Origin of the sequence: Anabaenopsis sp. FSS-46, assembly GCF_029891665.1 — a bacterium.
GTDB lineage: Bacteria > Cyanobacteriota > Cyanobacteriia > Cyanobacteriales > Nostocaceae > Anabaenopsis > Anabaenopsis arnoldii.
Genome location: NZ_JANQDG010000111.1, coordinates 1 through 24,451 on the forward strand (window position 1 = coordinate 1; position 24,451 = coordinate 24,451).

A 24,451-nucleotide genomic window follows, 5' to 3' on the forward strand; every position below is an offset into this window, starting at 1 on the left:
TCTTGTGCGTAAGTGTTCAAGTTGTCGTTGCAAATAGTCTTGCTGGGAATGAGTCGATACTCGTCCGTAGCAAATAGTTGTAATTGTCCGGGGTATTCCGCCGATTTTTTCGACTTCTTCGAGGATGAACCGCCTTTGACCTCCTGGTGTACGGATTGCTTTAAGCTTGCCTTCGTTTTCCCATCTCCTGAGACTGGAGACATGGACACCAAGGATTTTAGCTGCTTCCTTGGGAGTGACATGCTGCATCAATATCTCATTAAATCAACTACTTTTAGTCTAGCGTGATTTAGTAATATTTTCTCGTTTTAAGCAAATAATTTACAATTAGTTACACGTCCTCTGTCTGTACTACTTTTTCTTTTCTGATATCTCTAGACAGCGTTGCAGAAACCTGCGGGGGATTTCCCAATTTTGTCCCCAGTGTACATGAATATAAGATGCGTGCAGATTTCTCAGATGTAGCCCACACAAGCTGTCGATATTACCATCAGTTCCCAGATGTTGACTGTTGTGTTCTACTTCCAAGCCATCACCATCGTAGGGATAAATTTTAAATAAACTTTGCTCAGGTTTAGGGTTTAACTCAGAACGATGGAATTCATGACCGTAAATGCTTGTACCTGCTGATACTAATAGGTTATCTTGTGAGGCTACCGCTCGACGATACCCTAAAGTTAAATTTTTGCCCATAATAGCAGATGTGGGTAAGACCCCCGCCATCTGCCAAGGTTTACCCTCAAAGTCGATAATTTCTTTACATAAATACATTAATCCCCCACACTCGGCTATGGTGGGTACTCCTGCTAAAATTGCTGTTTTAACCGCATTACGCACAGAAATGTTGGCTGCTAAACCCTCAGCGAAAACCTCCGGGAAACCCCCGCCAAAATACATTCCTTGTATATCAGGAGGTAGTTGGGTATCTGTTAGAGGACTCCAGAAAACGACTTCAGCACCTAGATTTTGCAGTAAATCGAGATTATCTTGATAGTAGAAATTAAAAGCGCGATCGCGCGCTACTGCAATTTTGAGAGGATAACCGTAGGAATGTGGGAATAATTCTCCTCCCCCTTCTCCCTTAAAGTCTAGAGACGTTCCGTCGGAAGGTCTGTACCCGTCTGTGTCCCCCTTGGGATTCTCCAACAATGGTAATAAATATTGCCAGTCAAAACAGGTATCGCCTAAATCAGCCAGAACATTAACAACAGCTTCCAATTTCGGAAGTTCTGCTGTAGGCACTAAACCTAAATGACGATCGGGTATAGTGATATTATCCTGACGACGCAGTACACCCACTATAGGTAATTGTAATACTGCTAGAGAGTCTTTAAGTAGAGATAAATGGCGATCGCTCCCGACGCGATTTAAGACCACCCCAGCAATTTTTATTCTCGGATCTAAAGAACAATAACCGTGAGCGATCGCAGCCACAGAGCCAGATAAACGGCTACAATCAATTACTAACAGTATAGGTAAATCTAGCAGTCTGGTAATATGTGCTGTACTAGCAAAATCTGTACTCAAGGAAGGTTTTTCCCCCCCTGTTACCCCCTTGACTCCATCAAATAGACCCATCACCCCTTCCACCAGGGAATATTGACACTCCTGACTGTGATCAACAAAACACCTTTTAAGGTAAGCCTCCGAAGTTAGTACCGGGTCTAAGTTGCGACAAGGACGACCAGTAACATAAGCGTGAAACATAGGGTCAATGTAATCTGGACCCACCTTAAAAGACTGTATAGATACACCACGACGGCGTAAAGATGCCAAAAGAGCCAGGGTAACCGTTGTCTTACCCACTCCACTCCGTTCTCCTGCGACAACTAAAGCCATAGACTGGCAATCATCAAAAATATTAACTGCACCATAGTAATTATGACATAAGAAAAAGGATAGCCATAGCAATCGGGTGGTGCTACGCTATCCTGTAGAAACGTTCCGTCGGAACGTCTCTACTAAAGAAACTTGCATCTGCTAGAGAATACTTTTCAACTGTTTAAAAGCAGAATCTCGGCTACAACAGCCAAACTTTCCTCAAAAAGTAACTCCCGACCCCAACGCTGCACCTGCTGACTTAACAAAGACTCTGCCTTTTGTTCAGAAAGGGAGCCGACCTGTTGAAACATACCAGCAGACTGAGCCCCCCCGTGGGTTTCCATGCGCATACAACCGCCAGTTTCTGTACAAATAACGGTACCACAGTCCGCTTGGGGATTTGTGGAGCTTAGACGTAGAGCAATTAAATCACCCACAACATCACCTACATCAGCAACTGGAACCCCGGCTAATTCCGCTTCTATTTGTCGCTGATCTTGAGCAACAAAACGAACTTGAGTAATTTCATAATCACCAGATTCTGTTTTATAACAAACTGGTGACCATTGCAAGCGACTAGCCAACCAACCTAAAAATAATAATGCTTGAGCAGGATTACCCTTCTCATAGTCTATAGTCACCCGGTCAATTTCTTTAAGAGCCGCGCGACGATGGGGTGAGTCGTAAGCTTGAGCCGTCAATTCTTGCCATGCCGACAGGCGTCGCCAATTTAAATCAGCCAAAGGAACACCAGTTTCTACCAACTTTTGCAAGCTAAGTAAATCACCTTCTGGCTTGTTAAAATTGCAAGAATCCACAATCACATTATTGCAAACTGTTGCCAGTCGCTTAAAGAGATTGTTATTAGGGTCTGGTGTAGCTTTCCACCAGAGAAACTTGGGTAAGCCACCAATTAATAATGCTGGGATCATACCTCCCACGCGTTCTAAAGCCGCAGCCGTTCCACTCAAAGTAATATATTCACAACAGATAAGAGTGCTAGAAGACTGCTTTTGAATCGGACAGTAGGCAGAAATTGAAGCTCTAACCCCTTCATCTTCCCCGGCAATAGGGAACAGAGCAATAATGCGGCAGGGATTACGTAGAGCAATTTCATCAGCGATAGAGGGGCTTGTGGGGCTGAAATTATAAGCAACACTTTCAGATGTTGCCGTATTTCCCTGACGTTTAGCGAATTCTTCCCTTAGTATAGCCACGGTTTCCGGTGTCGCTGTGCCGGTTTCGGGAAGTCCATACTTCACTTGAACTTGCCTGAGGGCTGCTCCCATTTGTGGACCGAGAATGCCATCTAAAGGACCTTTATAAAATCCTAGAACCGATAACAGATATTGAGTTTCTTCCGGTTCGTAAACTAGCAAAGTAAATGTTGTGGCTCTGGTAGCAGCAGGAAGAGTACCGTCTTCACCTGTGATGCCGTAACTTTGCCAAATTTGATTAAGCTCGGTTTCTATTTCGCTGATGGAAATATCTTTAGGAGCCTGAAGAGAGAAAATTGTTGGAGCTTGGGAAATCATAGTACTTTAGTCAGTGTTCGTTAGTTATTGTTTTTACAGTCTGCGCCAGCGACGACCATCTTGGTTAATTAATAATTCCGCCTCTGTAGGTTCCCAGGTACCAGCTTCGTACCGGGGAATAGTAGCTGGGTCTGCTGGTGCATCCCAAACTGAAAGAGCAGGAGTTACTACTTGCCAAGCTGCTTCTACTTCGTCGGAACGAGTAAATAATGTTTGGTCGCCCATCATGCAATCAAGAAACAGTCTGTCGTAAGCGTCAGAAGTAGCTTCAATACCAAAAGAACCATAACTAAAGTCCATATCCACCGAACGGGTGCGGAATTCAGCCCCTGGCATTTTCACGTCAAAACGCAAGGAAATTCCTTCGTTTGGCTGAATACGCATGGCTAAGATATTGGCATTTCTTTGTTGAGATGCTGATTGAAACATACGAGAGGGAACATCGCGGAAGTGAATAGATATTTCACTTACTTTTTTTGGCATCCGCTTCCCTGTACGTAAGTAAAAAGGTACACCTTGCCAGCGCCAGTTATCAACCTGAAATTTCATAGCTACATAGGTGGGTGTAGTGGAATTGGGGGCTACTCCCGGTTCTTCGTGATATCCTGGCACTGGTTGACCTTTCATCCACCCAGCACTATATTGACCACGTACTGCTGACCGTGACAAATTGGGGATATCAGCTAAACGCGTGGCTTGCAGTACTTTTACTTTCTCTGTGCGGATGCTGTCGGCATCCATAGAGTTAGGTGCTTCCATGGCCGTGAGACAGTAAAGTTGCATCAGGTGATTCTGCAACATATCCCTGAGAGCGCCCGCTTTTTCATAGTAGCCGGCTCGGTCTTCTACTCCTACGGTCTCTGCGACGGTAATTTGTACGTGGTCAACAAATTGACGGTTCCATAACGGTTCAAATATGGCATTAGCGAAGCGGAACACCAGCAGATTTTGAACTGTTTCTTTACCTAAGTAGTGGTCAATGCGGTAAACTTGATTTTCTTGGCAATATTTTTGCACTACTTGGTTCAGACTCTGGGCTGATGCTAGGTCGCGACCAAAGGGTTTTTCTATCACCAGACGATGTTTGTAGGGGTCGTCTAGCATTCGGGCGCTTCCTAGTTGCCTAATGGCTTCGGGAAAGAAGTTAGGAGCTACGGAGAGGTAGAACATTCGGTTTCCTCTTGTGCCCCGTTTCTGGTCTAATTCCTTTAAAAGGGTGTTGAGCTTTTGGTAGCTTTCAGGATTGTCTATGTCCCCTGGACAGTAGAACAGACCTTGGGAGAAGTCTTGCCATAGTTCACCTAAAGGTACTTTAGCATGAGCTTCTTCCATGCCTTTTTGCATTTGCTCACGGAAGTACTCGTGGCTCCACTCTCGACGGGCAACGCCGACAATGGTGGTTTCTGGAGGTATGCGTCCTTCTCGGCGCAATTTGTAAAGGGCAGGGACTAATTTACGCCAGGTAAGGTCACCAGATGCGCCAAAGATGATAATAATTTGAGGCTCGGGCATCCCTTGTTGTTGCAGGCCAACGCGCAAGGGATTTTCTAGCAAACTAACCATAGAAGTTTTCAGTGGGTGTTAAGTGGTGTGTTGATGAGACGCTGGATATCTGACTACGCCACGCTTGGCTATTGCATCTACAAATAAATTTGTGCCTTGAAGGTCTATACTGGTGACAATAACTTGACTTTGTTTTCTAAAGAGTTCATCAAGGACTCATAAGGTTTGACGAACTTATCAATACCCTCAACTAGAAGTTCCTCGATGACTACATTCAGATCAATGTTAATGTCTGGGTCTTTTAGGCTTTCCATGAGTTGATAGGCTTCTGCAACGCCGCTTTCTCAGCGCAATGCTACATCGCAATGGTCTGCGCAAGCTGCAATTGTCTCGGGTGGTAAGGTGTTAACGGTCTGGGGCCCAATCAATTGGTTAACATACATGAAATCACTGTATTTTGGCTCTTTGGTGCTGGTACTGGCCCAAAGTAATCGCTGTACATTCGCTTCTTTGTCCGCCAAGGCTTGCCATCTCTGGCTTTGAATAATTTTTTTGTATTCCTGGTAGGCAATTTTGGCGTTAGCGATCGCGACTTTGCCTTTGACTGCTTGCAGTTTGGCTTTTTGGGTGATATCAGTAATGCCACTTTTTATTTTGGCATGAATTTTAGTATCAATGCGACTGAGAAGGAAGCTAGCTAGGGAAGCAATTTTACTCAGGTCTATGGCTAACGCCACGCTATCGCTATCACCTTTTCCCGCCCGTTTTTCTAAGCCCCGCATATAAGCCTTTGCTGTTTTGATGTAACTGTCTACGGCAAACACTAGGCTGATGTTGATGTTGATACCTTCGGATATGGCCTGTTCTACTGCTGCTAAACCGGCCTGTGTCCCAGGTATTTTTACCATGACATTTCCCCCCCAATTTCTTGACAGTAGCGACGAGCTTCTGCTATTGAGGCTTGGGGATCATGGGCAATGGTGGGTGTTACTTCTATGCTCACATAACCGTCGAGTTTATTGGATGCTTCATATACTGGGTGCAGCAGATCATATGCGTTGCAAATATCTGCAAAAATTAGGGATTCGTAAATTTTTCTTGGGGGTAATCCCTTCCGAATGCCAGCTTCAATGTCCGCATCATACATGGTATTGTTGGCGATAGCGTAGCTTGGCCCAGCCATCGCTTTTTCAAATATGGCTGGATTGGAAGTAATCCCACAGATACCCTGATTTTCTACCAAGTCTTGCAGTTCACCTGATTTCATAATTTTACGGTTCAAATTATCCATCCAGAGACTTTGACCAAGTTTTTTAATTTCGAGCAAATGATTGGTGGACATACCCATGATTTTACTTCTGTTGATGATACTTCTGGTGTGTGTTGCTATAGCTACGCCACGCTACGCTATTGCCATCACCAGAGAAGCAACGCACAATACATCAATTTTTGATGTTTTCTTTTGAATTGTGGCGTTAATCATCACTCATGACATCGACCCGCTGAGGTAATTTTTAGTTCATCACCAGGGATCTGATCCGTCCGCAATTCCAGATATTCTCGAATAACATAGCCATGTTAACTGTTAATTCTTGGTAGAGATTTATTGTATCTATTAGCTCCTCGGTGTGAATCAACTACTCATTGCCAATTAATCAAAAGAATTTTTAGTCTCAGCACTAGGAATTAGGAGCGGTACTAGTGTCCGTTTTGAATAAAAGACTCCACCTTGGCCACATCTTCCTGACTACCAATAATTAAAGGTGTGCGTTGGTGTAGCTTTTTCGGCACTACTTCCAAAATATCTACTAATCCTGTGGTGGCGCGACCGCCTGCTTGTGAAATCAACATAGCTAAGGGAGCAGATTCATAAAGTAAGCGTAATTTCCCTTCTGGTTTCTGAATTGTCCCTGGATAGAGAAATACGCCACCTTGAACTAAAATGCGATGGATGTCACTCACCATAGCGCCACTATAACGAGCGGTATAGCCTTCAGTGCGATGAACGTAGCGGATATACTCTCGCATTGATTCTTCCCACTGCCAAAAATTACCTTCGTTAACGCTATAAACAGAACCATGATTAGGGATGCGGATGTTTTCTTCCGAGAGGATAAATTCCCCTAAGCTGGGGTCAAGGGTAAATGAATGAACACCATTGCCCATAGTATAAACCAGCATTGTGCTCGGCCCATACAGTATATATCCGGCGGCGATTTGTTCCCGTCCGTTGCTCAGGAGATCCGATGCTTGACGATCAATATCATCGCCTTTTTGCTGACGAATAGAAAAAATTGAACCCAAACTGAGATTGGTGTCGGTATTAGATGAGCCATCAATTGGGTCATATAACAAGGTATAGCGACCTATAGGGCAGTTTTCTGGGATGTAGTAAGGTTCTTCCATTTCTTCGGAAGCGAGGCGACAGACTAAGCCACTTTGCTTAAACACGGAGATAAATACATCGTTGGCGTAGACATCCATCTTTTTGACAGATTCCCCTTGGATGTTGACGTCTCCAGAAAATCCCAGAACTCCTTCCATTAAACCTGCGCGGCTCAGACGACGAGCAACTAGTTTACCCGCCAGGGCTATACGATTCATCAGCGCGCTCAAATCCTGTGCATCTGGGGAAAAAGTCTTAAATTGTTGGAGTACGTGACGCGATAATGTTGTACAATCACGATCTAAGCTCTTATCCGTAGCATCATTCATAAAAAAATCTAGAGATTCTGGAGCTTGAGTCATTTTTGTTACTCCCTAGCATTGTGCTTGTGAGTTGGATTTATTAATGACAACTTTTGGTTGCTGCCTCTATCTTAGAAAGGTATTTTGATAACTCAAATATGATTTTAGATAAACTAAAGAATTGAAATTTTGGCTTTTGCCTGTGAAAGTTCTCTGAACTCCTGGAAATAGCCTGTTAGTGCTTGTATACCTTTATGAGCAAATTTTTTTGATATCAGGAGTTTTACTAGCTTACCTAGTTCATTTTTTCTATTGTTTGCCTTACCGCTAAATTAATGTCAGTAGGTTTTGACTGCAACTAAAGTTGCTGGAAATTTATCCCACCCCAAGAAGGAGTGGGCTTTCTGCTCTAGGACTGGTCAAATTGAGCAATTAATTTTCCGTCGGTATAAAAATCTGCTATTGTTAATAATCTCTTTTTTTACCCCAACTCGCGCCGCGATTGTCTTCCCTGGGCTTGGCTTTATTGACTCTCAGTTGACGGCCCATCCATTCTGCGCCATCTAACTCGGTAATAGCTGCATCTTCTTGAGCATCTTCCTTCATTTCAACAAATGCAAAGCCTCGCATCCGACCTGTTTCGCGGTCAGTAGGTAAGACCACTCTTGTGACTTGACCATACTCGGCAAATACAGTTCTTAAGTCTTCTTCAGTAGCGTGGTAAGAGAGGTTTCCAACGTAAATAGTCATGTGGATCACGTAATTTGTAACAAAAAGCGATCAGTTCAGCTGGGGAAAGAGATATGAACAAACTGCAAATTTTGCATAGTCTGTTCTGACTCACCCATGGCGGATGTTGTAGGACAGCGATCATCATGCTTGCTTTCGCTTCAACTCAAGATGCCAAGGGACTGAACTTAGCCATACGCTCACATGATAACTGATTGTGACATTTTTCAAAGTATGAGATTTAACAAACTGTATTAAACTGATCATGCAGGGCAGGCAAATGCCTACCCATAATACTTTTGTTCAACCTCAATTCTGGTTTAGTCCATTTTAGGATAGGTCTAAATCTCAATCAATAGAAATTTGCTGAGGGCCGCGAGCTTTGCCATTGTGGGCTTCACTAGTTGGACTGGTGGTGTGACAAGTAGAATTGATGTGTTTATCCAGCCAGCTTTTGACCGGATCGTCCTTGAGATTGAGTCGCAGCACACCAGAAAAAAATCCCCCCATAAATGAAACTGGGTGCTTGGTTAATTGTTGAAATATTGGTGACAATTCATCAATGAACATATTTGAGAGTCTGCTGTAGTTTTAAATGATCCTAACCTGAAAAACTAGAGACGCAATTGAACGCGTCTCTACAAGGCAATATCTCCCTACTGGATTTTGGTTCTAAGATGCAGGAGATTCAATAGGAAACATACACTTATCAGAATCACATCCACTAGGCCCAACCTCTGTTAATTCACCCGAATCATAGCGACTCAAAACGGTACAGAAATTATCTGTTCTGCGGCGTGCTTTAACTTGTTGAGTTAAACGCTCATAGGTTGACTTGTCTATGGGCTCAAATGGTAAGCGTGGGAATGATTGCAAGTCATCGAACCGGGCTAACAGCGCGGCGGAAATATAGCCTTCATGATTTTGGATGGCTTGATAAATTCGCTGTCCTAACGGTTCAACTTCTTCAGAACGTAGTTCTATTGTTGCTGATGTGTTGTGAGTTACATACCAACGCTGAACTTGGAGGGCAAAGTCAAATTGAGCTAAGGCGGAAAACTGAGAAACATCAATTTCATCTGCTCCTGGTAAGTCAGCCCAAGATACGGATACAGGAATTTCTACTAGCCATTCAGTTACACGGGGGTCAAATGGGTCATTTAGTAAGTTTCCCTGTTCGTCCTTGTCTGATTGGGATGGAATGACGCTGTACCCGTAGTCAATGCAGGCTAGTGCTACTGGGTCATTTTTCCTGAAGGTGATCCGTCGGATAAATCTCTGTGATTTGGGAGGATGCCAACCCGGGCTAGCACCTGTTAATAAAGATTTAGTTCCACTGGGTTGGACGGTGGTACAGCGATTGGGCCGTTTAATGTTGTGGCGATCGCAGTAGTCCCAAACAACTCGGTGTACTGTATCTTTCCAGTAGCTAAGATATTTTGCCTCTTGCTCTTTCCAAGCCAAACCTTGGGGTGTTTCTGGTCTACCTTCGGACCACCAGCGCAACCAGTCTACACCAAAAGCATGAACAAAGAAATCGAATAATCCGGTAAAGGAGACCCCAACAATCGGGTCTAATTCCCGGCTCTTTTGGTAGCGTGGCTCTAAAAATTGATGGTTTAACAGTGCTGCTACAGATAAAGCCCCAGCAGTAAAGGCTTTTTCTTGTTCTTTGTAGTCTTCTGGGTCAATTTGGTTTAAGTGAATTTCTGATAAGTTACAGTGAAAGTTAGAGCCTATGATTTCACCACAGGGGTTTAAGCCATAGCGGTTTAAACGATGTTCTAATTCTTGAGAATCAATCTTTGGGTGACGTTGTTGTATCCATTCTTTGGCTTTTCCTTGATCATAAGCTTGCAGAAAATCTTTTTTTAATTGTGGTGTATTGAGCAAATCACAATTAGCTCTGGCTACGGATTCCCCAGCCCACTGAATAGCACCTTCGCCACTATAGTATTGTTTACGAACAGATTCTATACACTCTTCTAATGTGGGTTGGCGGTGAAAAACTCTGGTATGATTAGCCATGCGTAAAGGGTCACGTTCTGGGTCTATGCGCCAGTTACCCTCTTGATCTTGTTGCCAAAGATTATCTTTAGCTGTTGCTGCTAAATTGTCATCAGACTTAAACTGACGCATTCCAGCACTGCGCCGAATATTTCCGGCAACAATTGCAACAGCAGCCTGGTCAATCAGCAAACAGCATTCCACGGAGTTTAATTGTCTTCCTATAGCCTTGTTGAGTATAGATGCACACTTTTCATATAGGTCTGGTAATTTGACGGGATTAGCTACTCCACCAAAGCCCTTGAGGGGTTCGCCGGTTTTACGTACATTACTGAGGTCAACTATTACCTGTAGTTCTGTGGATAACCTTTCATTTGTGGAGAGTTCCAATAGGGATTTGTAGGATTCTACCCAGCCTTCGCGGCTATCTCCCACATAGATGGTAACGGTATTGCCTTCTATGGAGGTTTTAGTATGTTGATAACGTAATCCTGAAGGTATGCTACCAATTTCCCCTTGTACCGTGACATTTAAGTGATTACGGATCACAGGGAGTTGATTGATGTGTTGGGGTTCTATAACCGCACCAGTACCACAGCCCATCATGGCTAAATCCATCATTAATGCAAATGCACTCCAGTCTTGCAGGTTTGTGGATGTGCAATTATAAGCGCCGGAAAAGTTTTTGGATTTGGTGATCCACTCTGTACCACCCACCCATAACCAGCGTCCACTGGGTAAGGCTTTGAGGTGGCGTTGCATATTTTCTAGGGTGGCAATCTCGTCTGGGTTGAGCTTCCCTAATTCGATGATCCCCTCAAGGGTGCGATCGCATACCTCGTCCCATGTTTCCCTCAGCCCTGCCTTTGTCAGACGGCTGTAGGTTCTAAAAAATACAGGATTAGCAGCTGGCGCTGTTTCTGGGAACTCTGCACTCTGACGTATTCTTTCTAGTTCTCGAACCATAATCAAGTCTTGTAGCTTGCTAACAGATTATGACTATACGCTAACTAGATTTTGGATGAAAGATTGCCAAATTTTCCACTTTGCGCTACTCACCCTGGTGTACTAATAATAACTTACATTCAGAATGTATAATTTAATTCGCTTTGATTGCTATTGGTTTGATACTGAGTTATGGTCAAAAACTAATTATCGTTAATTATCTGGATTTTCTGGAAGAAAATCCAGATAATGGATCTGTACCGCCAACCCAGTTAAAATCACTAATGCGGATGCTGAAACCGCCTAATTCCACTATTGGGTTATAACGCAAAGTGATGCCATAGGTACGGCGGCTATATTCTAAAATATAGTCTGTGCTAGTTTCTCTACCAGTTTCCAAGTTAATTGCTGTTTGTAAGCCTAAAAGAAATGGCCCATAAATTTGCACCTGAGCGCCAAGACTTAGGACTTTATTATCAACTGAGCGGTCAAACAAAAAGGGTGACAGCCCGCTATTTAATCCCTGAGAATAAGTCACGTTGAAAGCGGTATAGTCTAAATAGGGGCGAGAGAAATTACCAAACTGCCCTACCAAACCGACTGCGGCGGTGAGGGTGCTTTGATTTTGGTTATTAGTATAATAAGTATGTGTACCTGTGACACTGGCAATTGTCTGTACGTAAGGGACTACGGGGTTTGGTGTATATCGTAATCCCTCTGTAGAAGTAGGTGGTAATGGTTTACCTTGCCATAGTAAAAACCCCCGACTGAGGCTTGCACTAGCTTGTAATCGACCAAGGGTAATACGATTATTGTTACTCTGGGCTGCTAGCAAATCTAGGCGGTCGGTGCTGGCATTGATATATTGTACGCCAGCCTGATAGTTGAGGTTAACACCAGTGTTACCTAAAGGAATCACAGGAGAGGTAATCAGACCACCAAGACTGCTCTGGACAGTTTGAAAGCCAAGAGAGCCATTATACAGGCGATCGCGGTAGCTATATTCTAGATTTAATATGTGAGGATTAACATTGCCTAATATTTGGCGCATGCGCAAACCAAGCTGCAAATTTTCCTCTAAATTGTTTAAATTGGTTAACTCACCCCCACCTTCTAGTGTTAACCCTGGGTTGAAAACAGCATTTAAACTGGTCTTGACACCAAACAAGGCAGCTAAATCATCTGTACCCCCTTGCAAGGCTTTTTGCACAAACAACTGAGGGATGATTCTCCAACGTACCTGCTGGGTATCAACAGGTGTGAAACCCCGTTCCACAAATAAACCACCCCGCTTATCCCCATCAAAACCTGGAGACACTAGAAATGGTGAGGCGTCGCGTTCAAAACTGTCAATAGTTTGTTTATCTACGGGAATTGGTAAAGAGACTTTTTGGTCAAAAACTAAACGCTGTCCCCGTGTAGTAATAGTTTCTTGAACAGGAGACTCCCTGATAGAGGTAACTTGAGATGCACGTAACTCTAATTCTGGGGGTGAAAAGGGGTCGTTAGTAATTCGCACATCAAAAGCTTGCCAACCTCGGGGATCAAACGAAATCCGTTGAGCTTCAAACCGGAGTCTCCTGACTTCACCTCCGGTTATAGGTAAAGGGAGATTCCCGGCTTGGATACCACCTAATGTGAAGTCAATACCCCCGGGGCTAGTGATTTGAGTCAGGGGCTGATTTCTTCTGACCCTATCACTTACAGGAGCCTCAATTCCAACCGGTGTAAAATTACCGGATGAAAAAGCGAAATCTTGTTGGGCTGAAGGTATGAAAATCTCGCCGCTGCCATTTTCTATTTCCCCATTGTCTTGGATAAAATTATAGGTAAAGCGTTCTCCCCGCAGGACTTGATCTCCTCGTGTTAATGCCACATTACCAGAACCCACAGCGACCAAGTTATCTAAATTTACTTGCAGGCGGTCAGCATCCACCACAGCCCCATCAAATCGGACTACTACATTACCTTCGGCAGTGACAATTCGCCGTATTTGATCATACTCCTGCCTATCTGAGATAACTTGTATAGTTCTTTGTCTGGCTGAAGGTGTAGGTGAACCAAATTCTATAGTAGACGGTGTCGAGCTTTCCTTACCAGGGTAACGAGACTTTAACTGTAGGGTATTTTGTACGGGTTGAGAACTTGGTGTATAATTTGGGGTATCAACTGAAATATTTATGCCTTCGGGAAATTGTTGAACAGAAATATTAGTTTCCTGCTGTTGTGGAGTTACTTTTCCCGTTGCGACTGGCACTTTGGGTTTATTCTTGGGTGCTTCCAACTGCTGTCGGTGATTAGCAAATGTCTGGGGTTGACTCAAACAAGCAGCACTCTGAGAATCCGTGAAGGTTTGTGAGGTATTGGATGTACCATCTCCCACATTGAAAAGTGGAATTTCCTCTGGTGGCGGCGACGCTTGTTTGTGTGCTTGGGGATTTTTTTGATTGGGTATAAATGAGAAAAACTGAGTATCACTAGCACGAGAAATAGAATCTGCTGATGATACCACTTGGAGAATGGCAGGCGATGGAGGTAGGGGAACTGGATGAAGCATATCTAGGCACATCAAGCTAACAATTGAACTCTCCCGGCTTTGAAAAACCAGGATTCTCCCTTTTCGGGCTTTGACTGACTCAATCAGTTTTCATCCCGGATCTTGGACACAGGGGTTCTCAGGCTCCCACTCAGTTTTCTGATGGCCAATTAATAGCCGGAAGGATCAATTATACGTTGATCTTCCGACCTTTGCTTTTTGCCTAAATATATTAGGAAGCTGCTCAGAGAGGGCGCTGGTGTTTTACGTCTTTGGGCTGTTTTGAGAGCCACTACTATGTTAACGCTGATTATTAAGCCAGCTGCTCCCCCTCCTTGAAGAACAGGAGTTTTGCACTTCCCCTCAAAGTTAATAATTGGTGGCTATTCTACTCTAAATCCTGGCGTCCGGGGTTACGAGCTGGATCGTTTGACAAAAATCCAAAGACGAATATAGCCACAAAAAAGGCAACAACAATATAAACAGCGATTTTTAAAGTCACCATACAAATATCTCCAAAGGTTGTGAGAAAAAAGTGTATCTCCTGTGTATCTGCTATACAGAAAAGATAACTACTTTATATTACCGAAATGTCGCCCCTTTTTAAGATCAGTTTCAGTAGTGAATCTTCCTTAGAGGATGTTTGATAAGTTTTCCACAGGTAATTTTTATCTTAGGGAACAGGGAACACACCGAACAGGGAAGACCGGAACAGGGAATAGGGAAGGGGGAATGGGGAACACACCGAACACACAAAAAACAATAAAATCCAGTCCCCTCCCCTGACAAGGGGAGGGTTAGGGTGGGGTCAAATAATATTCGATATACTAATCATGACTTTAAAAACATCCTCTTAGATGTTTTTCAACAGTGACGAGTCTTGTTTATCCCATAGTGCATACATTGTACAATTTATTTTACAAACTAATCACAGGATTTATAATGACTGCGATAGCCATAGCGTGGCGTTAGTCATATAAAATCGCTAGTGTCCTACATCCCCAGGTTTAGAAAACCCTGGTTCTGGTTGCGTCTTGGGTAATAATCGCCTTCACCAGGGTGGGGGGAGCGTTAACTTAGTCCTTGCTACGATGTCACCAAATCTTTGCTAACTCGACTTTTGATTACTCTTGCAGGTATACCTACGGACACAGAGTAGGGGGGAATATCTTTAGTGACAACTGATCCTGCGCCAATAACACTACCTTTACCAATGGTAACGCCATCTACTACTGTTACTCCGTGCCCTAGCCAACAATCATCTTGAATCTCGATTCCCTGACGGGTTATTCCTTGGTATTTTATCGGTTGTGTTACAGAAGCAAATTTGTGGTTATTGGCATATATTCCCGAATGAGACGCTATCATGCAATGCTTACCAATTTTGATATTTCCCGGCCCAGCAATACAGACATTGGGACCTATAAACGTTTCATCACCAATGGATATACAAGTGTTATCCAAACATCCAATATCAATGTAACGCTCAAGAGCTACTCCATTTCCTAAAGAAATTTTATTATTTGGGTGTCCTTGGGCATCCAAGCGTACACCTTTAAAAATATATACACCATTGCCCATCTCAATGGCAGAAGTCCCCAGAAATTCCACGCCGTGTTGGATATAAATTAGTTTCCCCATCTGGTAAAAAATCTGGGGATATACCAGATTTCGCAGTTTGGGACCAAAAGCAATTGTGGGAATATCTCCTAACAGGGTCGTGAGCAATAGTTCTTGTAGTCGTTGCAATTTTGAGGTATGTTGCTTGTTAATCATGGTTAAATATCTCTCATTCAAGTTTTGGGCAATTATTGCAGAACTCTTGAGAAGGTAAGCTTTGTTTTGGTAGTGGCACTGACACTGAAGATTATTAAAATGATGAAGTTTGTTTTTAGGTGTAGAAAATCATTCCCCAATTATTAGTTAGTCTCATGGATAAATAGGAAACTAATTCCTAATTTTGACTAACTTGAAATCTAGAGACACTAATTAGCATGGGTAATATTTACTCCAGGTTAATTCATTCACATGAATTGCAGGTTTGGTCTGTGTAGTTGCAGCAAAATTTATCCTATCTACATAGACTGACGAACATGGCTAAGAGTTTTAGACCAATAGCCTCTGACCGCAGGTTACACAGATAAATCCGTAGTTTATCTACATGCAGCCTGCTTTATATATACTACTGCTCAGTATTTTTTTTTACATTCAAATCCCTTCCCGTTAAAATTACTCTGCTGAATGATCCCAAATTTTGCAGATAATTTTTTAACAGGATTCACATATAATTAGCCAGGGATTTTTATGAGTGCTTTTTGTTATACACAAGAATAAATTTAGGGTGGAGTTTCACCAACTTGAGCCATCACATTAAAGTTCACCATTGGTGCAAACAAATAAGCGCTTCCACGATTGCGATGACGAATTTCTTGGAACGAATTTTTGGAGTATGCGGCGCTAATCATGTTGCAGATCGGTGAGTTACAGGGGAACCAAGTCACAATTTGAATTACATCAATATTTTTTGGTGATAACTGCTTTTAAGATTAACATATTTTTCTTAGATGGGAACATTTTGAATAAATAAGTTTGTTCCAAGTTGGTTAATGTTAGCTAATTGACAATTAACAATAATATTATTCATAGGGTAATAATTACCGATATTGAGGTCATACTTAGATACATTTATATATCAAACAGCGATGGCTAGATATGAAAAAAATCATACCTGTGAGAGGATGTTTGTCAAGTCATGATTAGTGTATCAACTATTGTTTGACCCCACACTAACCCTCCCCTTGTAAGAGGATGTTTGTCAAGTCAAAAAAAGCTCAAGTAACGATATTCTGTCAGTAGACAAAAAAGAGACAGATTTACTTGAGCCATGTCTAAATCATACCCAACAGACTTGACCGATGAACAGTGGGAATTGCTATCAGTGCTGATACCCCCAATAAATTTGGGGTGTCGTCCCCGTCGGGTTAACCTACGCGCTGTGATTAGTGCCATATTTTATGTTCTGTGTGCGGGTTGTCCATGGCGGATGTTGCCAAATGACTTCCCAAAATGGCAAACGGTATACTATTACTTCCGAAAATGGCGCCTGGATGGTACATGGGAACGCATTAACCACAGACTTCAACAGTGGGTACGTGTTCTCGAAGACCATGAACCAAACCCAAGTGCTGCAATTGTGGATTCTCAGTCTGTAGAGAGTGGAACAATGGTATCCCAAGCTGTCGGTTTTGATTCGGGGAAACTGGTTAAGGGACGTAAACGGCATTTTTTAGTTGACACTCTGGGATTGGTTTTGATGGTTGTGGTCACCTCGGCTTATGAATCCGATCAAGCAGGAGCAAAAAAATTATTCGTCCAAGCCAAGAACAGAATTAGCGATCGCTTGAATCGGTTGGTGCTGATTTGGGTTGATGCTGGCTATCAAGGCAAAGGCTTTATGAGATGGGTGATGGATACGTATCACTGGGTTTTGCAGGTTGTACGTCGTCCGGTGAATACTAAAGGCTTTGTTCTGTTACCAAAGCGTTGGGTTGTCGAGCGTAGTTTTGGTTGGTTTAATTGGTGTCGTCGATTGAGTAAGGACTACGAAATTTTACCCCAGACCCATGAAACCTTTGTGCAAATCGCCATGATTCGGTTAATGCTTAGAAGACTCGCTTAATTGAGTTGTTTAATACTTGACAAACATCCTCTAAGGGTAGGGGACTGGATTTTATTGTTTTTTGTGTGTTTCCCATTTCCCATTTCCCATTTCCCATTCCCTGTTCCCTGTTCGGTGTGTTCGGTGTGTTCCCTGTTCCCTAAGATAAAAATTACCTGTTGAAAACTTATCAAACATCCTCTGAGAAATTACAAATAACGTTATTTATTTGAGGCTATACATAAGTCATGTAGTACAAAAAAATACGCAATCCCTGAAAAAAAAAGGAAGAGTTAGGAGAAAGAAGTTATATTTCAGAGGAAACATGAATGATTTACTGATAAAAACTCCCTGAAAGGACGTATAACCCTAAATATTCCTTAATATAGCTATGATTGATACTTATTTAATTTTTATTAATCCAGCCATGTCCTCAGATACACTCAATGTTTACTTAGTAGTTTAGCATACAATATTGCGTGCAATAACTAAAAAAAGATGAATCTGTTGTCTCAAATACCTGATACAGGGTAATTTTAGCTTATAAAGCGGCTCTGTCTATAGGGCAATCGCCATAGTCATCTAACTAGCTTGGTAAGCAATAAAGAAGAAGATACAGATGTTTATTGAGTCTTTTGGACACATCAAATAGAGTCTTCTTAGCTAAACTTGTGAGATTTCAGAAAAATTTATTTATATTTGTTTAACTTTTAGCCGACAGATAAGAGTCAAATTTTAATATACTAAGTACATACTTGTGAGTAATCCATAGACTTAAAAATGTCTTTAGTGTAAACTTTATCAGCGATGGAAAGAATCACTATCAATGCTGAACAAAGTTATTTACACACACAGTCAAAAGAATTGGCAACATTGAGTATAAACAGCAATAAATACATAAACAATACCGAAAATTAAACTTGGAGCTTTACCAAACTATGCAGCCGATTCGCACATTTAATGTTTCCCCTTCCTTACCCTCGCGGCTCGAACCCCTGAGACGACTAGCATATAACTTGCATTGGGATTGGAATGTTGAAAGTAAAGATTTATTTCGTCGATTAGACCCTGATCTATGGGAATCTAGCCATCATAACCCCGTATTAATGCTGGGTACCATCAATCAAGGGCGGCTCTTGGAAGTTGTAGAAGATGAAGGCTTCCTAGCACAAATGGATCGGGCGGCTCGTCAGTTAGAAGATTATTTACAAGAGCGTACTTGGTATCAGAAACAGCGCAGCTCAAAGCCAAAAGAATGCTATGCCTATTTTTCGGCTGAATTCGGTCTGGTAGATTGTTTACCGGTTTATTCTGGCGGGTTGGGTGTTCTAGCGGGGGATCACCTCAAATCTGCCAGTGACTTGGGTTTACCTCTTGTGGGTGTGGGGTTGTTGTATCAGCAAGGATACTTTGCTCAATACCTGAATGCGGATGGTTGGCAACAAGAGCGCTACCCCATCAACGATTTCTATAATATGCCCTTGCACCTAGAGCGTAATCCAGATGGTTCAGAACTAAGGATTGCGGTGGATTATCCAGGGCGCAAGGTCTACGCGAGAGTGTGGCGTGTACAGGTGGGAATGGTACCACTGTATATGCTAGACACGAATATTGAACCCAATAACCCTTACGACCACGACATCACAGACCAGCTATATGGTGGTGATATTGATATGCGGATTCACCAGGAAATTATGCTGGGGATCGGTGGTGTACAGATGTTGAAAGCACTGGGTTACAATGTCACGGCCTACCACATGAATGAAGGCCATGCAGCATTCTCTGCTTTAGAACGGATCCGGATCTTAATTCAGGAAGAAGGATTAAGTTATGCCGAGTCCCGACAAGTGGTAGCTTCGAGTAATATCTTTACTACCCACACACCAGTACCAGCTGGGATAGATTTGTTTGCTCCTGATAAGATTTTGTATTACCTGGGGTATTATGCAGAAATCTTTGGTTTGCCTAAAGAGCAATTTTTAGGACTGGGGCGGGAAAATACGGGTGATTTATCGGCACCTTTCAGTATGGCGGTGTTGGCCTTGAAGATGGCGACATTTTCCAACGGTGTGGCACAGCTGCATGGCGTAGTGTCACGGCAGATGTTTAAGGGTTTGTGGCAAAAAGTCCCTGTGGAAGAAGTACCAATTGCGGCAATTACTAACGGTGTTCATGCCCGTAGTTGTGTAGCAAAGTCTACTCAAGAGTTGTATGATCGCTACTTGGGTCCTAACTGGTCATCAGCACCACCAGATAGCCCATTGTGGGAACGGATGGATGCGATCCCCGATGAGGAATTGTGGCGCAATCACGAACGCTGTCGCTTAGACATGGTTTTATATGTCCGAGAACACTTGGTGAAGCATTTGCGCGATCGCGGCGCGGCGGCTGCAGAAATTAACCAAGCTCAGGAAGTTCTCGATCCCAACGTTTTAACCATTGGCTTTGCTCGACGTTTTGCTACCTACAAACGTGCGACCCTGTGGATGCGCGATTTAGACAGAATCAAGCAGATTTTGCAGGGGAACAAACATCGCAAGCTACAATTTGTGATCGCTGGTAAGGCTCACCCCAAAGATATCCCCGGAAAAGAACTAATCCGCGACATTAATCACTTTATCCGTGAACAACACTTGGAAAAACAAGTAGTGTTTGTTCCTAATTACGACATTTATATTGCTCGGTTGATGGTAGCTGGTTGTGACGTGTGGTTAAACACGCCACGCCGTCCACGGGAAGCCTCCGGTACTAGCGGTATGAAAGCCGCCATGAATGGATTGCTGAATTTAAGTGTTCTCGATGGCTGGTGGGATGAAGCTGATTATGTCCGCACTGGTTGGTCAATTGGACATGGCGAGAATTATGATGATCCTAATTATCAAGATGAGGTAGAAGCTAATGCCCTCTACGAATTACTAGAGAAGGAAGTGATACCTCTGTTCTACGAGTATCACGATGTGGATGGCTTACCCCGTGCGTGGATTGCTAAAATGAAAGATGCAATTCGCTTGAATTGTCCTTTCTTTAATACAGCCCGGATGGTGGGAGAATATGCTCAACGGGCTTATTTTCCAGCTAGCGATCGCTATCATATTCTCACTGTCGATAATTACGCCCCTGCTAAAGAATTAGCTAGTTGGAAATCAAAACTCCGAGATCACTGGTTCAATATCAGAATTAAAGATATTGATGTATCTGAAGATACGGATATTGAGGTAAATCAAACCGTTGCTGTGAAAGCTAAGGTTGACTTGGCCACGTTGACTAATGATGATGTGCGGGTGGAGTTATACCAAGGTAGCATTGATGCTAATGGTGAAATTGTGAATGCAGTGCCTGTAGTCATGGATTACCAAGGACAGGATGCAACAGGGTTGAGTGTTTACACAGCTAACATTACTTATACTGTCTCTGGTTTGCAAGGCTTGTCTTTGCGTGTGTTACCGCACCACCAACATCTATCTAGTCCTTATGAGCCGAGATTGATTGCTTGGGCGGAATAAGCTCAAGGATGAGGGAGTAGGGGTTTCAATATTCCCCGCTCCCCACATTTGTGGGGATGACAATATAACCGGTTGTGCGATCGCCTAACACTAAGTTATGTTTTTTACCCCAATACCACCAGTGCGCTGCTACATAAGCACAAATTACACTATCTAGTTTGTCTTCAGCTGCTTTAAGTGCTGCGCCTGTGGTAGGGATTTGGGAAAATGAACCACCCAAGGGTACAGGGATCAGAGAAGGTTCTATGGTGGGTAAAATATCAATAATGTAATTGTAAAGTTTAATTAATTCTAAGCGGCGCTCACTGATGCGTCCTTTTTTATATTTCAGGATGCGTTCTAGGTTAAATAAGTTAACTATTGCGGGATGGGGAAAAACTTCTATTTGATATCTACCGGGTCTTCGGGGTTCAATTGTGGGTGCATGGACAAATCCACGAGACTCTAATTCTAAACCAAAATTTACAGTACGTTCTGCAAAGGGTAAATTTTGATTAGCTGGGTAACATCCGGCGTGATATTTGCCAAAGTATTTATGTGTGAGTTGATCGGGGAGACGACTCCCTACAGCATTGGGGATCAATGTGGGCGCGTCTACGGCCATCATCCCCGGTTGATTTGCGGGTACATGGTTATCTATCCAGGCGAAAATGTCTGTAATACATTCGCGCCGATCTAAATCGATGATGTGCAGTTTTTCTGCTATTAATTCTAAACAGCATAAGCCGCTTGGTTGGGATTTCCAGCCTAAATCAATGCCGATAAATTTCATTGACGTAAAGTTATATGCCTGGTTATTATGGCATTTTTTCTACATTTTCTCAGCAATCAGCTTGATGTGACACATCGTCCGTAGACTGATAGTCACTAGAGATTAACAATCGGTAAATGGATGAGTCACATAGATACATAACAAAAGCAGCAATGAGCAATTAGCGAGTTATCCCAGAAAGTGTCAAAATTGAAGGAGTTTTGTAACCGCCATATTCTTCGGGCGGATTTGAGATAAATTGGAAATTTATGGGCAAGCAGCGTGTTCTTTCTGGAGTTCAACCAACCGGTAATTACCATCTGGGTAACTACTTGGGAGCCATTCGCAATTGGGTAGAAGGTCAGAGCGAATACGAAAATTACCTGTTCGTGGCTGATTTGCACGCGATTACGGTACCACACGATCCCACAAGGTTAGCATCTGATACTTATACCCTGGTGGCGCTTTATCTGGCTTGTGGTCTGGATTTAAATCACTCGACGATTTTTGTGCAATCTCATGTTTCTGCCCACAGTGAGTTGACCTGGCTGTTTAATTGCATTACACCTTTAAACTGGTTACAAGACATGATTCAGTTTAAGGAGAAGGCGATTAAGCAGGGTGAAAATGTCAATGTCGGCTTGTTGGACTATCCTGTGCTGATGGCTGCTGATATTTTGCTGTATCAAGCTGATAAAGTACCAGTGGGTGAAGACCAAAAACAACATTTGGAATTGACTAGGGACATTGCAGCGCGGTTAAATCATCAATTTGGTAAACCTGATCAACCAGTGATCAAGTTACCATCCGCTTTAATTCGTCAGGAAGGCGCTAGGGTGATGAGTTTGGCCGATGGTACACGCAAAATGTCCAAGTCTGATCCGTCTGATTTAAGCCGAATTAATTTACTGGATACACCAGAGCAGATTCAATACAAGATTAAGCGCTGTAAAACTGACCCAGTTCGGGGTTTGACTTTCGGTGATCCAGATCGTCCAGAGTGTAATAACTTGTTAACGCTGTATATGCTGCTGTCTGGGAAGAAGAAGGAAGAGGTAGCAGCAGAATGTCAAGATATGGGCTGGGGACAATTTAAATCACTATTGACAGAAACGACAATTAATGCGTTAAAACCCATACAGGAAAAATATCAAGGGATAATAGAAGATCAAGCTTATCTCCAGTCTGTTTTGCGTGAGGGACGGGAGAAAGCCGAAGCCATTGCTAATCAAACTTTGGCACAGGTAAAAACTGCTTTGGGCTACTCCCTACCTCTGTAAAGGTTTCACTTTTGGGCGTAATTCGTTATACCCTTGAAGAAAAGTGAAACATTAATGTTATGCAGGATACCCAAAATACCACAATTTTAAACTCATTTCGTCGGGCAGCCCAATCCGGCGAATTTTTAGTTACCGCGGAGGTAGCTCCACCAAAAGGGGTGAATGTAGCACACATGATTTCAATGGCGGCGACCCTTAAGGGGAGGGTTCATGCTGTCAATATTACCGATGGTAGCCGCGCTGTATTACGGATGTCTTCTTTGGTAGCGTCAGTAATTCTGTTGCAAAATGGCATTGAACCGATTTGTCAGGTTGCTTGTCGTGATCGCAATAGAATTGGTTTACAAGCTGATTTGATGGGTGCTCATGCCTTGGGTATCCGCAATATTTTAGCTTTAACTGGCGACCCGGTGAAAGTAGGTGATCACCCCCATGCGAAAGCGGTGTTTGACTTGGAATCTGTGCGGCTCCTGCAAATGATTCGGAAAATGAATCAAGGCGTTGATTCTGATGAGAAGCCCTTGACAGATGGGGGGACTGATTTATTTGCTGGTGCGGCTGTGGATCCACAGTCTCCGAGTTGGTCAGGTTTGCAAAAGCGATTTGAACGCAAAATTGAAGCTGGAGCGCAGTTTTTCCAAAGTCAGATGATTACAGATTTTGAGCGCCTAGAAAAGTTTATGGATATCATAGCCTTGAGTCATAATAAACCCATTTTGGCTGGAATTTTCCTGTTGAAATCGGCAAAGAATGCTGAGTTTATTAATCGGTGTGTTCCGGGTGTAAATATTCCTCAGTATATTATTGATAGGTTGGCTACCGCAAAAAATCCCCTGGAGGAAGGAATGAAAATTGCTGCTGAACAAGTGCAGATGGCGCGACAACTATGTCAGGGTGTCCACATGATGGCGGTAAAGCGGGAGGATCTGATTGCACCAATCTTAGATTTGGCGGGAATTACACCAATTAGTAATGTCAATTAGATTACCTCTAAATCAAGGGTTTTAACCGGCATTAAAGTCTCCCCTCTCCAAACCTGTGGAGAGGGTTTGAGGTGAGCGGAAAACAGCGAACTGACAAAAGCCCCCCATGTCATCAGCTTGGGGAGGTGCATTTATGGGGGTATGAAGCGAAGAAAGTTTGAAAAGGATATAACCTCAGATACCAGTACCAGCCACCATTTTGGTAACTGTGCCGAAAAATGACAAAAATGTCTATCACCTAAAATTTATATTTGTCCAGATTGTGGCAAAAATTTTGAAGATAGAAATATTAACGTGGTTGTCTACATCTTGCATCAGGGAATAAGTACGGTGGGACAGACTGGATAATATGGAAAGCGGAGTTTTGCTCTTGCACATTTCATGGAATTGTCAACAGTTACAGGGAGGTCATCGGTGAGTTGAAGTGAAGCGCGTAGGGTTTTCCACGCCGCTGCAAGCAGATCGCCCCGGTGGATTGGAGGAACATGAGTGTTAATGGGACTCAATGGCTA

Annotated in this window: 17 protein-coding genes and 1 pseudogene; 4 read left to right on the forward strand and 14 right to left on the reverse strand. The window is 43.0% G+C overall.

Going from position 1 to position 24,451, the window contains the following annotated elements; translation table 11 throughout:
• The 13 genes and pseudogenes from NWP21_RS12810 to NWP21_RS12870 form a co-directional block, all read right to left on the reverse strand.
• Positions 1 to 249, reverse strand: a 249-nt coding sequence (locus NWP21_RS12810; protein ID WP_280793016.1) for a MerR family DNA-binding transcriptional regulator, incomplete at its 3' end; no start/stop codon positions are given.
• A 102-nt stretch (positions 250 to 351) separates the two neighbouring features.
• The gene (locus tag NWP21_RS12815; protein WP_280793017.1) at positions 352 to 1,839 is read right to left on the reverse strand and encodes a cobyrinate a,c-diamide synthase; all 1,488 of its coding nucleotides are present in this window, start codon (positions 1,837 to 1,839) and stop codon (positions 352 to 354) included.
• A gap of 155 nt (positions 1,840 to 1,994) precedes the next feature.
• Positions 1,995 to 3,356 carry a glucose-6-phosphate dehydrogenase assembly protein OpcA gene (gene opcA, locus NWP21_RS12820; protein WP_280793018.1) on the reverse strand — a complete coding sequence of 454 codons (1,362 nt, stop codon included), beginning with the start codon at positions 3,354 to 3,356 and terminating at the stop codon, positions 1,995 to 1,997.
• Between the two features lie 33 nt (positions 3,357 to 3,389).
• Positions 3,390 to 4,919, reverse strand: coding sequence for a glucose-6-phosphate dehydrogenase (gene zwf / locus NWP21_RS12825; protein ID WP_280793019.1), 1,530 nt, complete (start codon positions 4,917 to 4,919; stop codon positions 3,390 to 3,392).
• Positions 4,920 to 5,023: 104 nt separating this feature from the next.
• Positions 5,024 to 6,201: pseudogene (gene tal, locus NWP21_RS12830) on the reverse strand (transaldolase).
• 356 nt (positions 6,202 to 6,557) lie between these two features.
• Positions 6,558 to 7,607 (reverse strand): class 1 fructose-bisphosphatase, encoded by a 1,050-nt coding sequence (gene fbp / locus NWP21_RS12835; RefSeq protein ID WP_271732384.1) that lies wholly within the window; start codon positions 7,605 to 7,607, stop codon positions 6,558 to 6,560.
• A gap of 405 nt (positions 7,608 to 8,012) precedes the next feature.
• On the reverse strand, positions 8,013 to 8,297 hold the full coding sequence (locus tag NWP21_RS12840; RefSeq protein WP_271732383.1) for an RNA-binding protein: 285 nt from the start codon (positions 8,295 to 8,297) through the stop codon (positions 8,013 to 8,015).
• Positions 8,298 to 8,624: 327 nt separating this feature from the next.
• Complete coding sequence (locus NWP21_RS12845) at positions 8,625 to 8,846, reverse strand: hypothetical protein (RefSeq protein WP_271732382.1); 222 nt, start codon at positions 8,844 to 8,846, stop codon at positions 8,625 to 8,627.
• Positions 8,847 to 8,948: 102 nt separating this feature from the next.
• Positions 8,949 to 11,249, reverse strand: coding sequence for a ribonucleoside-triphosphate reductase, adenosylcobalamin-dependent (gene nrdJ / locus NWP21_RS12850; RefSeq protein ID WP_280793020.1), 2,301 nt, complete (start codon positions 11,247 to 11,249; stop codon positions 8,949 to 8,951).
• 196 nt (positions 11,250 to 11,445) lie between these two features.
• Positions 11,446 to 13,785 (reverse strand): DUF3769 domain-containing protein, encoded by a 2,340-nt coding sequence (locus tag NWP21_RS12855; protein WP_280793021.1) that lies wholly within the window; start codon positions 13,783 to 13,785, stop codon positions 11,446 to 11,448.
• 367 nt (positions 13,786 to 14,152) lie between these two features.
• Entirely contained in the window at positions 14,153 to 14,269 is a 117-nt protein-coding gene (locus NWP21_RS12860) for a photosystem II reaction center protein I (RefSeq protein ID WP_200987887.1), read from the reverse strand.
• Positions 14,270 to 14,850: 581 nt separating this feature from the next.
• Positions 14,851 to 15,540, reverse strand: a complete 690-nt coding sequence (locus NWP21_RS12865; protein ID WP_280793022.1) for an acyltransferase — start codon at positions 15,538 to 15,540, stop codon at positions 14,851 to 14,853.
• 560 nt (positions 15,541 to 16,100) lie between these two features.
• Entirely contained in the window at positions 16,101 to 16,229 is a 129-nt protein-coding gene (locus tag NWP21_RS12870) for a hypothetical protein (RefSeq protein ID WP_271732378.1), read from the reverse strand.
• 419 nt (positions 16,230 to 16,648) lie between these two features.
• Between NWP21_RS12870 and NWP21_RS12875 the strand changes: the two genes are divergently transcribed.
• Both NWP21_RS12875 and glgP read left to right on the forward strand, forming a co-directional pair.
• Positions 16,649 to 17,443 (forward strand): IS5 family transposase, encoded by a 795-nt coding sequence (locus NWP21_RS12875; protein ID WP_280793023.1) that lies wholly within the window; start codon positions 16,649 to 16,651, stop codon positions 17,441 to 17,443.
• A 917-nt stretch (positions 17,444 to 18,360) separates the two neighbouring features.
• Positions 18,361 to 20,925, forward strand: a complete 2,565-nt coding sequence (glgP, locus tag NWP21_RS12880; RefSeq protein WP_271732416.1) for an alpha-glucan family phosphorylase — start codon at positions 18,361 to 18,363, stop codon at positions 20,923 to 20,925.
• 25 nt (positions 20,926 to 20,950) lie between these two features.
• On the opposite strand, the gene NWP21_RS12885 is transcribed toward glgP, so the two are convergent.
• Positions 20,951 to 21,697 (reverse strand): DUF429 domain-containing protein, encoded by a 747-nt coding sequence (locus tag NWP21_RS12885; RefSeq protein WP_271732376.1) that lies wholly within the window; start codon positions 21,695 to 21,697, stop codon positions 20,951 to 20,953.
• Between the two features lie 248 nt (positions 21,698 to 21,945).
• On the opposite strand from NWP21_RS12885, the gene trpS reads away from it, so the two are divergent.
• Together trpS and NWP21_RS12895 are read left to right on the forward strand one after the other, a co-directional pair.
• A complete protein-coding gene (gene trpS, locus NWP21_RS12890) occupies positions 21,946 to 22,956 on the forward strand; it encodes a tryptophan--tRNA ligase (RefSeq protein ID WP_271732375.1) in 1,011 nt (336 codons plus the stop codon).
• Between the two features lie 59 nt (positions 22,957 to 23,015).
• Positions 23,016 to 23,939 (forward strand): methylenetetrahydrofolate reductase, encoded by a 924-nt coding sequence (locus NWP21_RS12895; protein ID WP_280793024.1) that lies wholly within the window; start codon positions 23,016 to 23,018, stop codon positions 23,937 to 23,939.
• Positions 23,940 to 24,451: the final 512 nt, after the last annotated feature.

What these genes read in the sequence shown, in the direction of transcription:
- NWP21_RS12815 (WP_280793017.1), bottom strand. Translation starts at nt 1,839, where the DNA reads ATGGCTTTAGTTGTCGCAGGAGAACGGAGTGGAGTGGGTAAGACAACG.
- opcA (WP_280793018.1), bottom strand. Translation starts at nt 3,356, where the DNA reads ATGATTTCCCAAGCTCCAACAATTTTCTCTCTTCAGGCTCCTAAAGAT.
- zwf (WP_280793019.1), bottom strand. Translation starts at nt 4,919, where the DNA reads ATGGTTAGTTTGCTAGAAAATCCCTTGCGCGTTGGCCTGCAACAACAA.
- fbp (WP_271732384.1), bottom strand. Translation starts at nt 7,607, where the DNA reads ATGACTCAAGCTCCAGAATCTCTAGATTTTTTTATGAATGATGCTACG.
- NWP21_RS12840 (WP_271732383.1), bottom strand. Translation starts at nt 8,297, where the DNA reads ATGACTATTTACGTTGGAAACCTCTCTTACCACGCTACTGAAGAAGAC.
- NWP21_RS12845 (WP_271732382.1), bottom strand. Translation starts at nt 8,846, where the DNA reads ATGTTCATTGATGAATTGTCACCAATATTTCAACAATTAACCAAGCAC.
- nrdJ (WP_280793020.1), bottom strand. Translation starts at nt 11,249, where the DNA reads ATGGTTCGAGAACTAGAAAGAATACGTCAGAGTGCAGAGTTCCCAGAA.
- NWP21_RS12855 (WP_280793021.1), bottom strand. Translation starts at nt 13,785, where the DNA reads ATGCTTCATCCAGTTCCCCTACCTCCATCGCCTGCCATTCTCCAAGTG.
- NWP21_RS12860 (WP_200987887.1), bottom strand. Translation starts at nt 14,269, where the DNA reads ATGGTGACTTTAAAAATCGCTGTTTATATTGTTGTTGCCTTTTTTGTG.
- NWP21_RS12865 (WP_280793022.1), bottom strand. Translation starts at nt 15,540, where the DNA reads ATGATTAACAAGCAACATACCTCAAAATTGCAACGACTACAAGAACTA.
- NWP21_RS12870 (WP_271732378.1), bottom strand. Translation starts at nt 16,229, where the DNA reads ATGATTAGCGCCGCATACTCCAAAAATTCGTTCCAAGAAATTCGTCAT.
- NWP21_RS12875 (WP_280793023.1), top strand. Translation starts at nt 16,649, where the DNA reads ATGTCTAAATCATACCCAACAGACTTGACCGATGAACAGTGGGAATTG.
- glgP (WP_271732416.1), top strand. Translation starts at nt 18,361, where the DNA reads ATGCAGCCGATTCGCACATTTAATGTTTCCCCTTCCTTACCCTCGCGG.
- NWP21_RS12885 (WP_271732376.1), bottom strand. Translation starts at nt 21,697, where the DNA reads ATGAAATTTATCGGCATTGATTTAGGCTGGAAATCCCAACCAAGCGGC.
- trpS (WP_271732375.1), top strand. Translation starts at nt 21,946, where the DNA reads ATGGGCAAGCAGCGTGTTCTTTCTGGAGTTCAACCAACCGGTAATTAC.
- NWP21_RS12895 (WP_280793024.1), top strand. Translation starts at nt 23,016, where the DNA reads ATGCAGGATACCCAAAATACCACAATTTTAAACTCATTTCGTCGGGCA.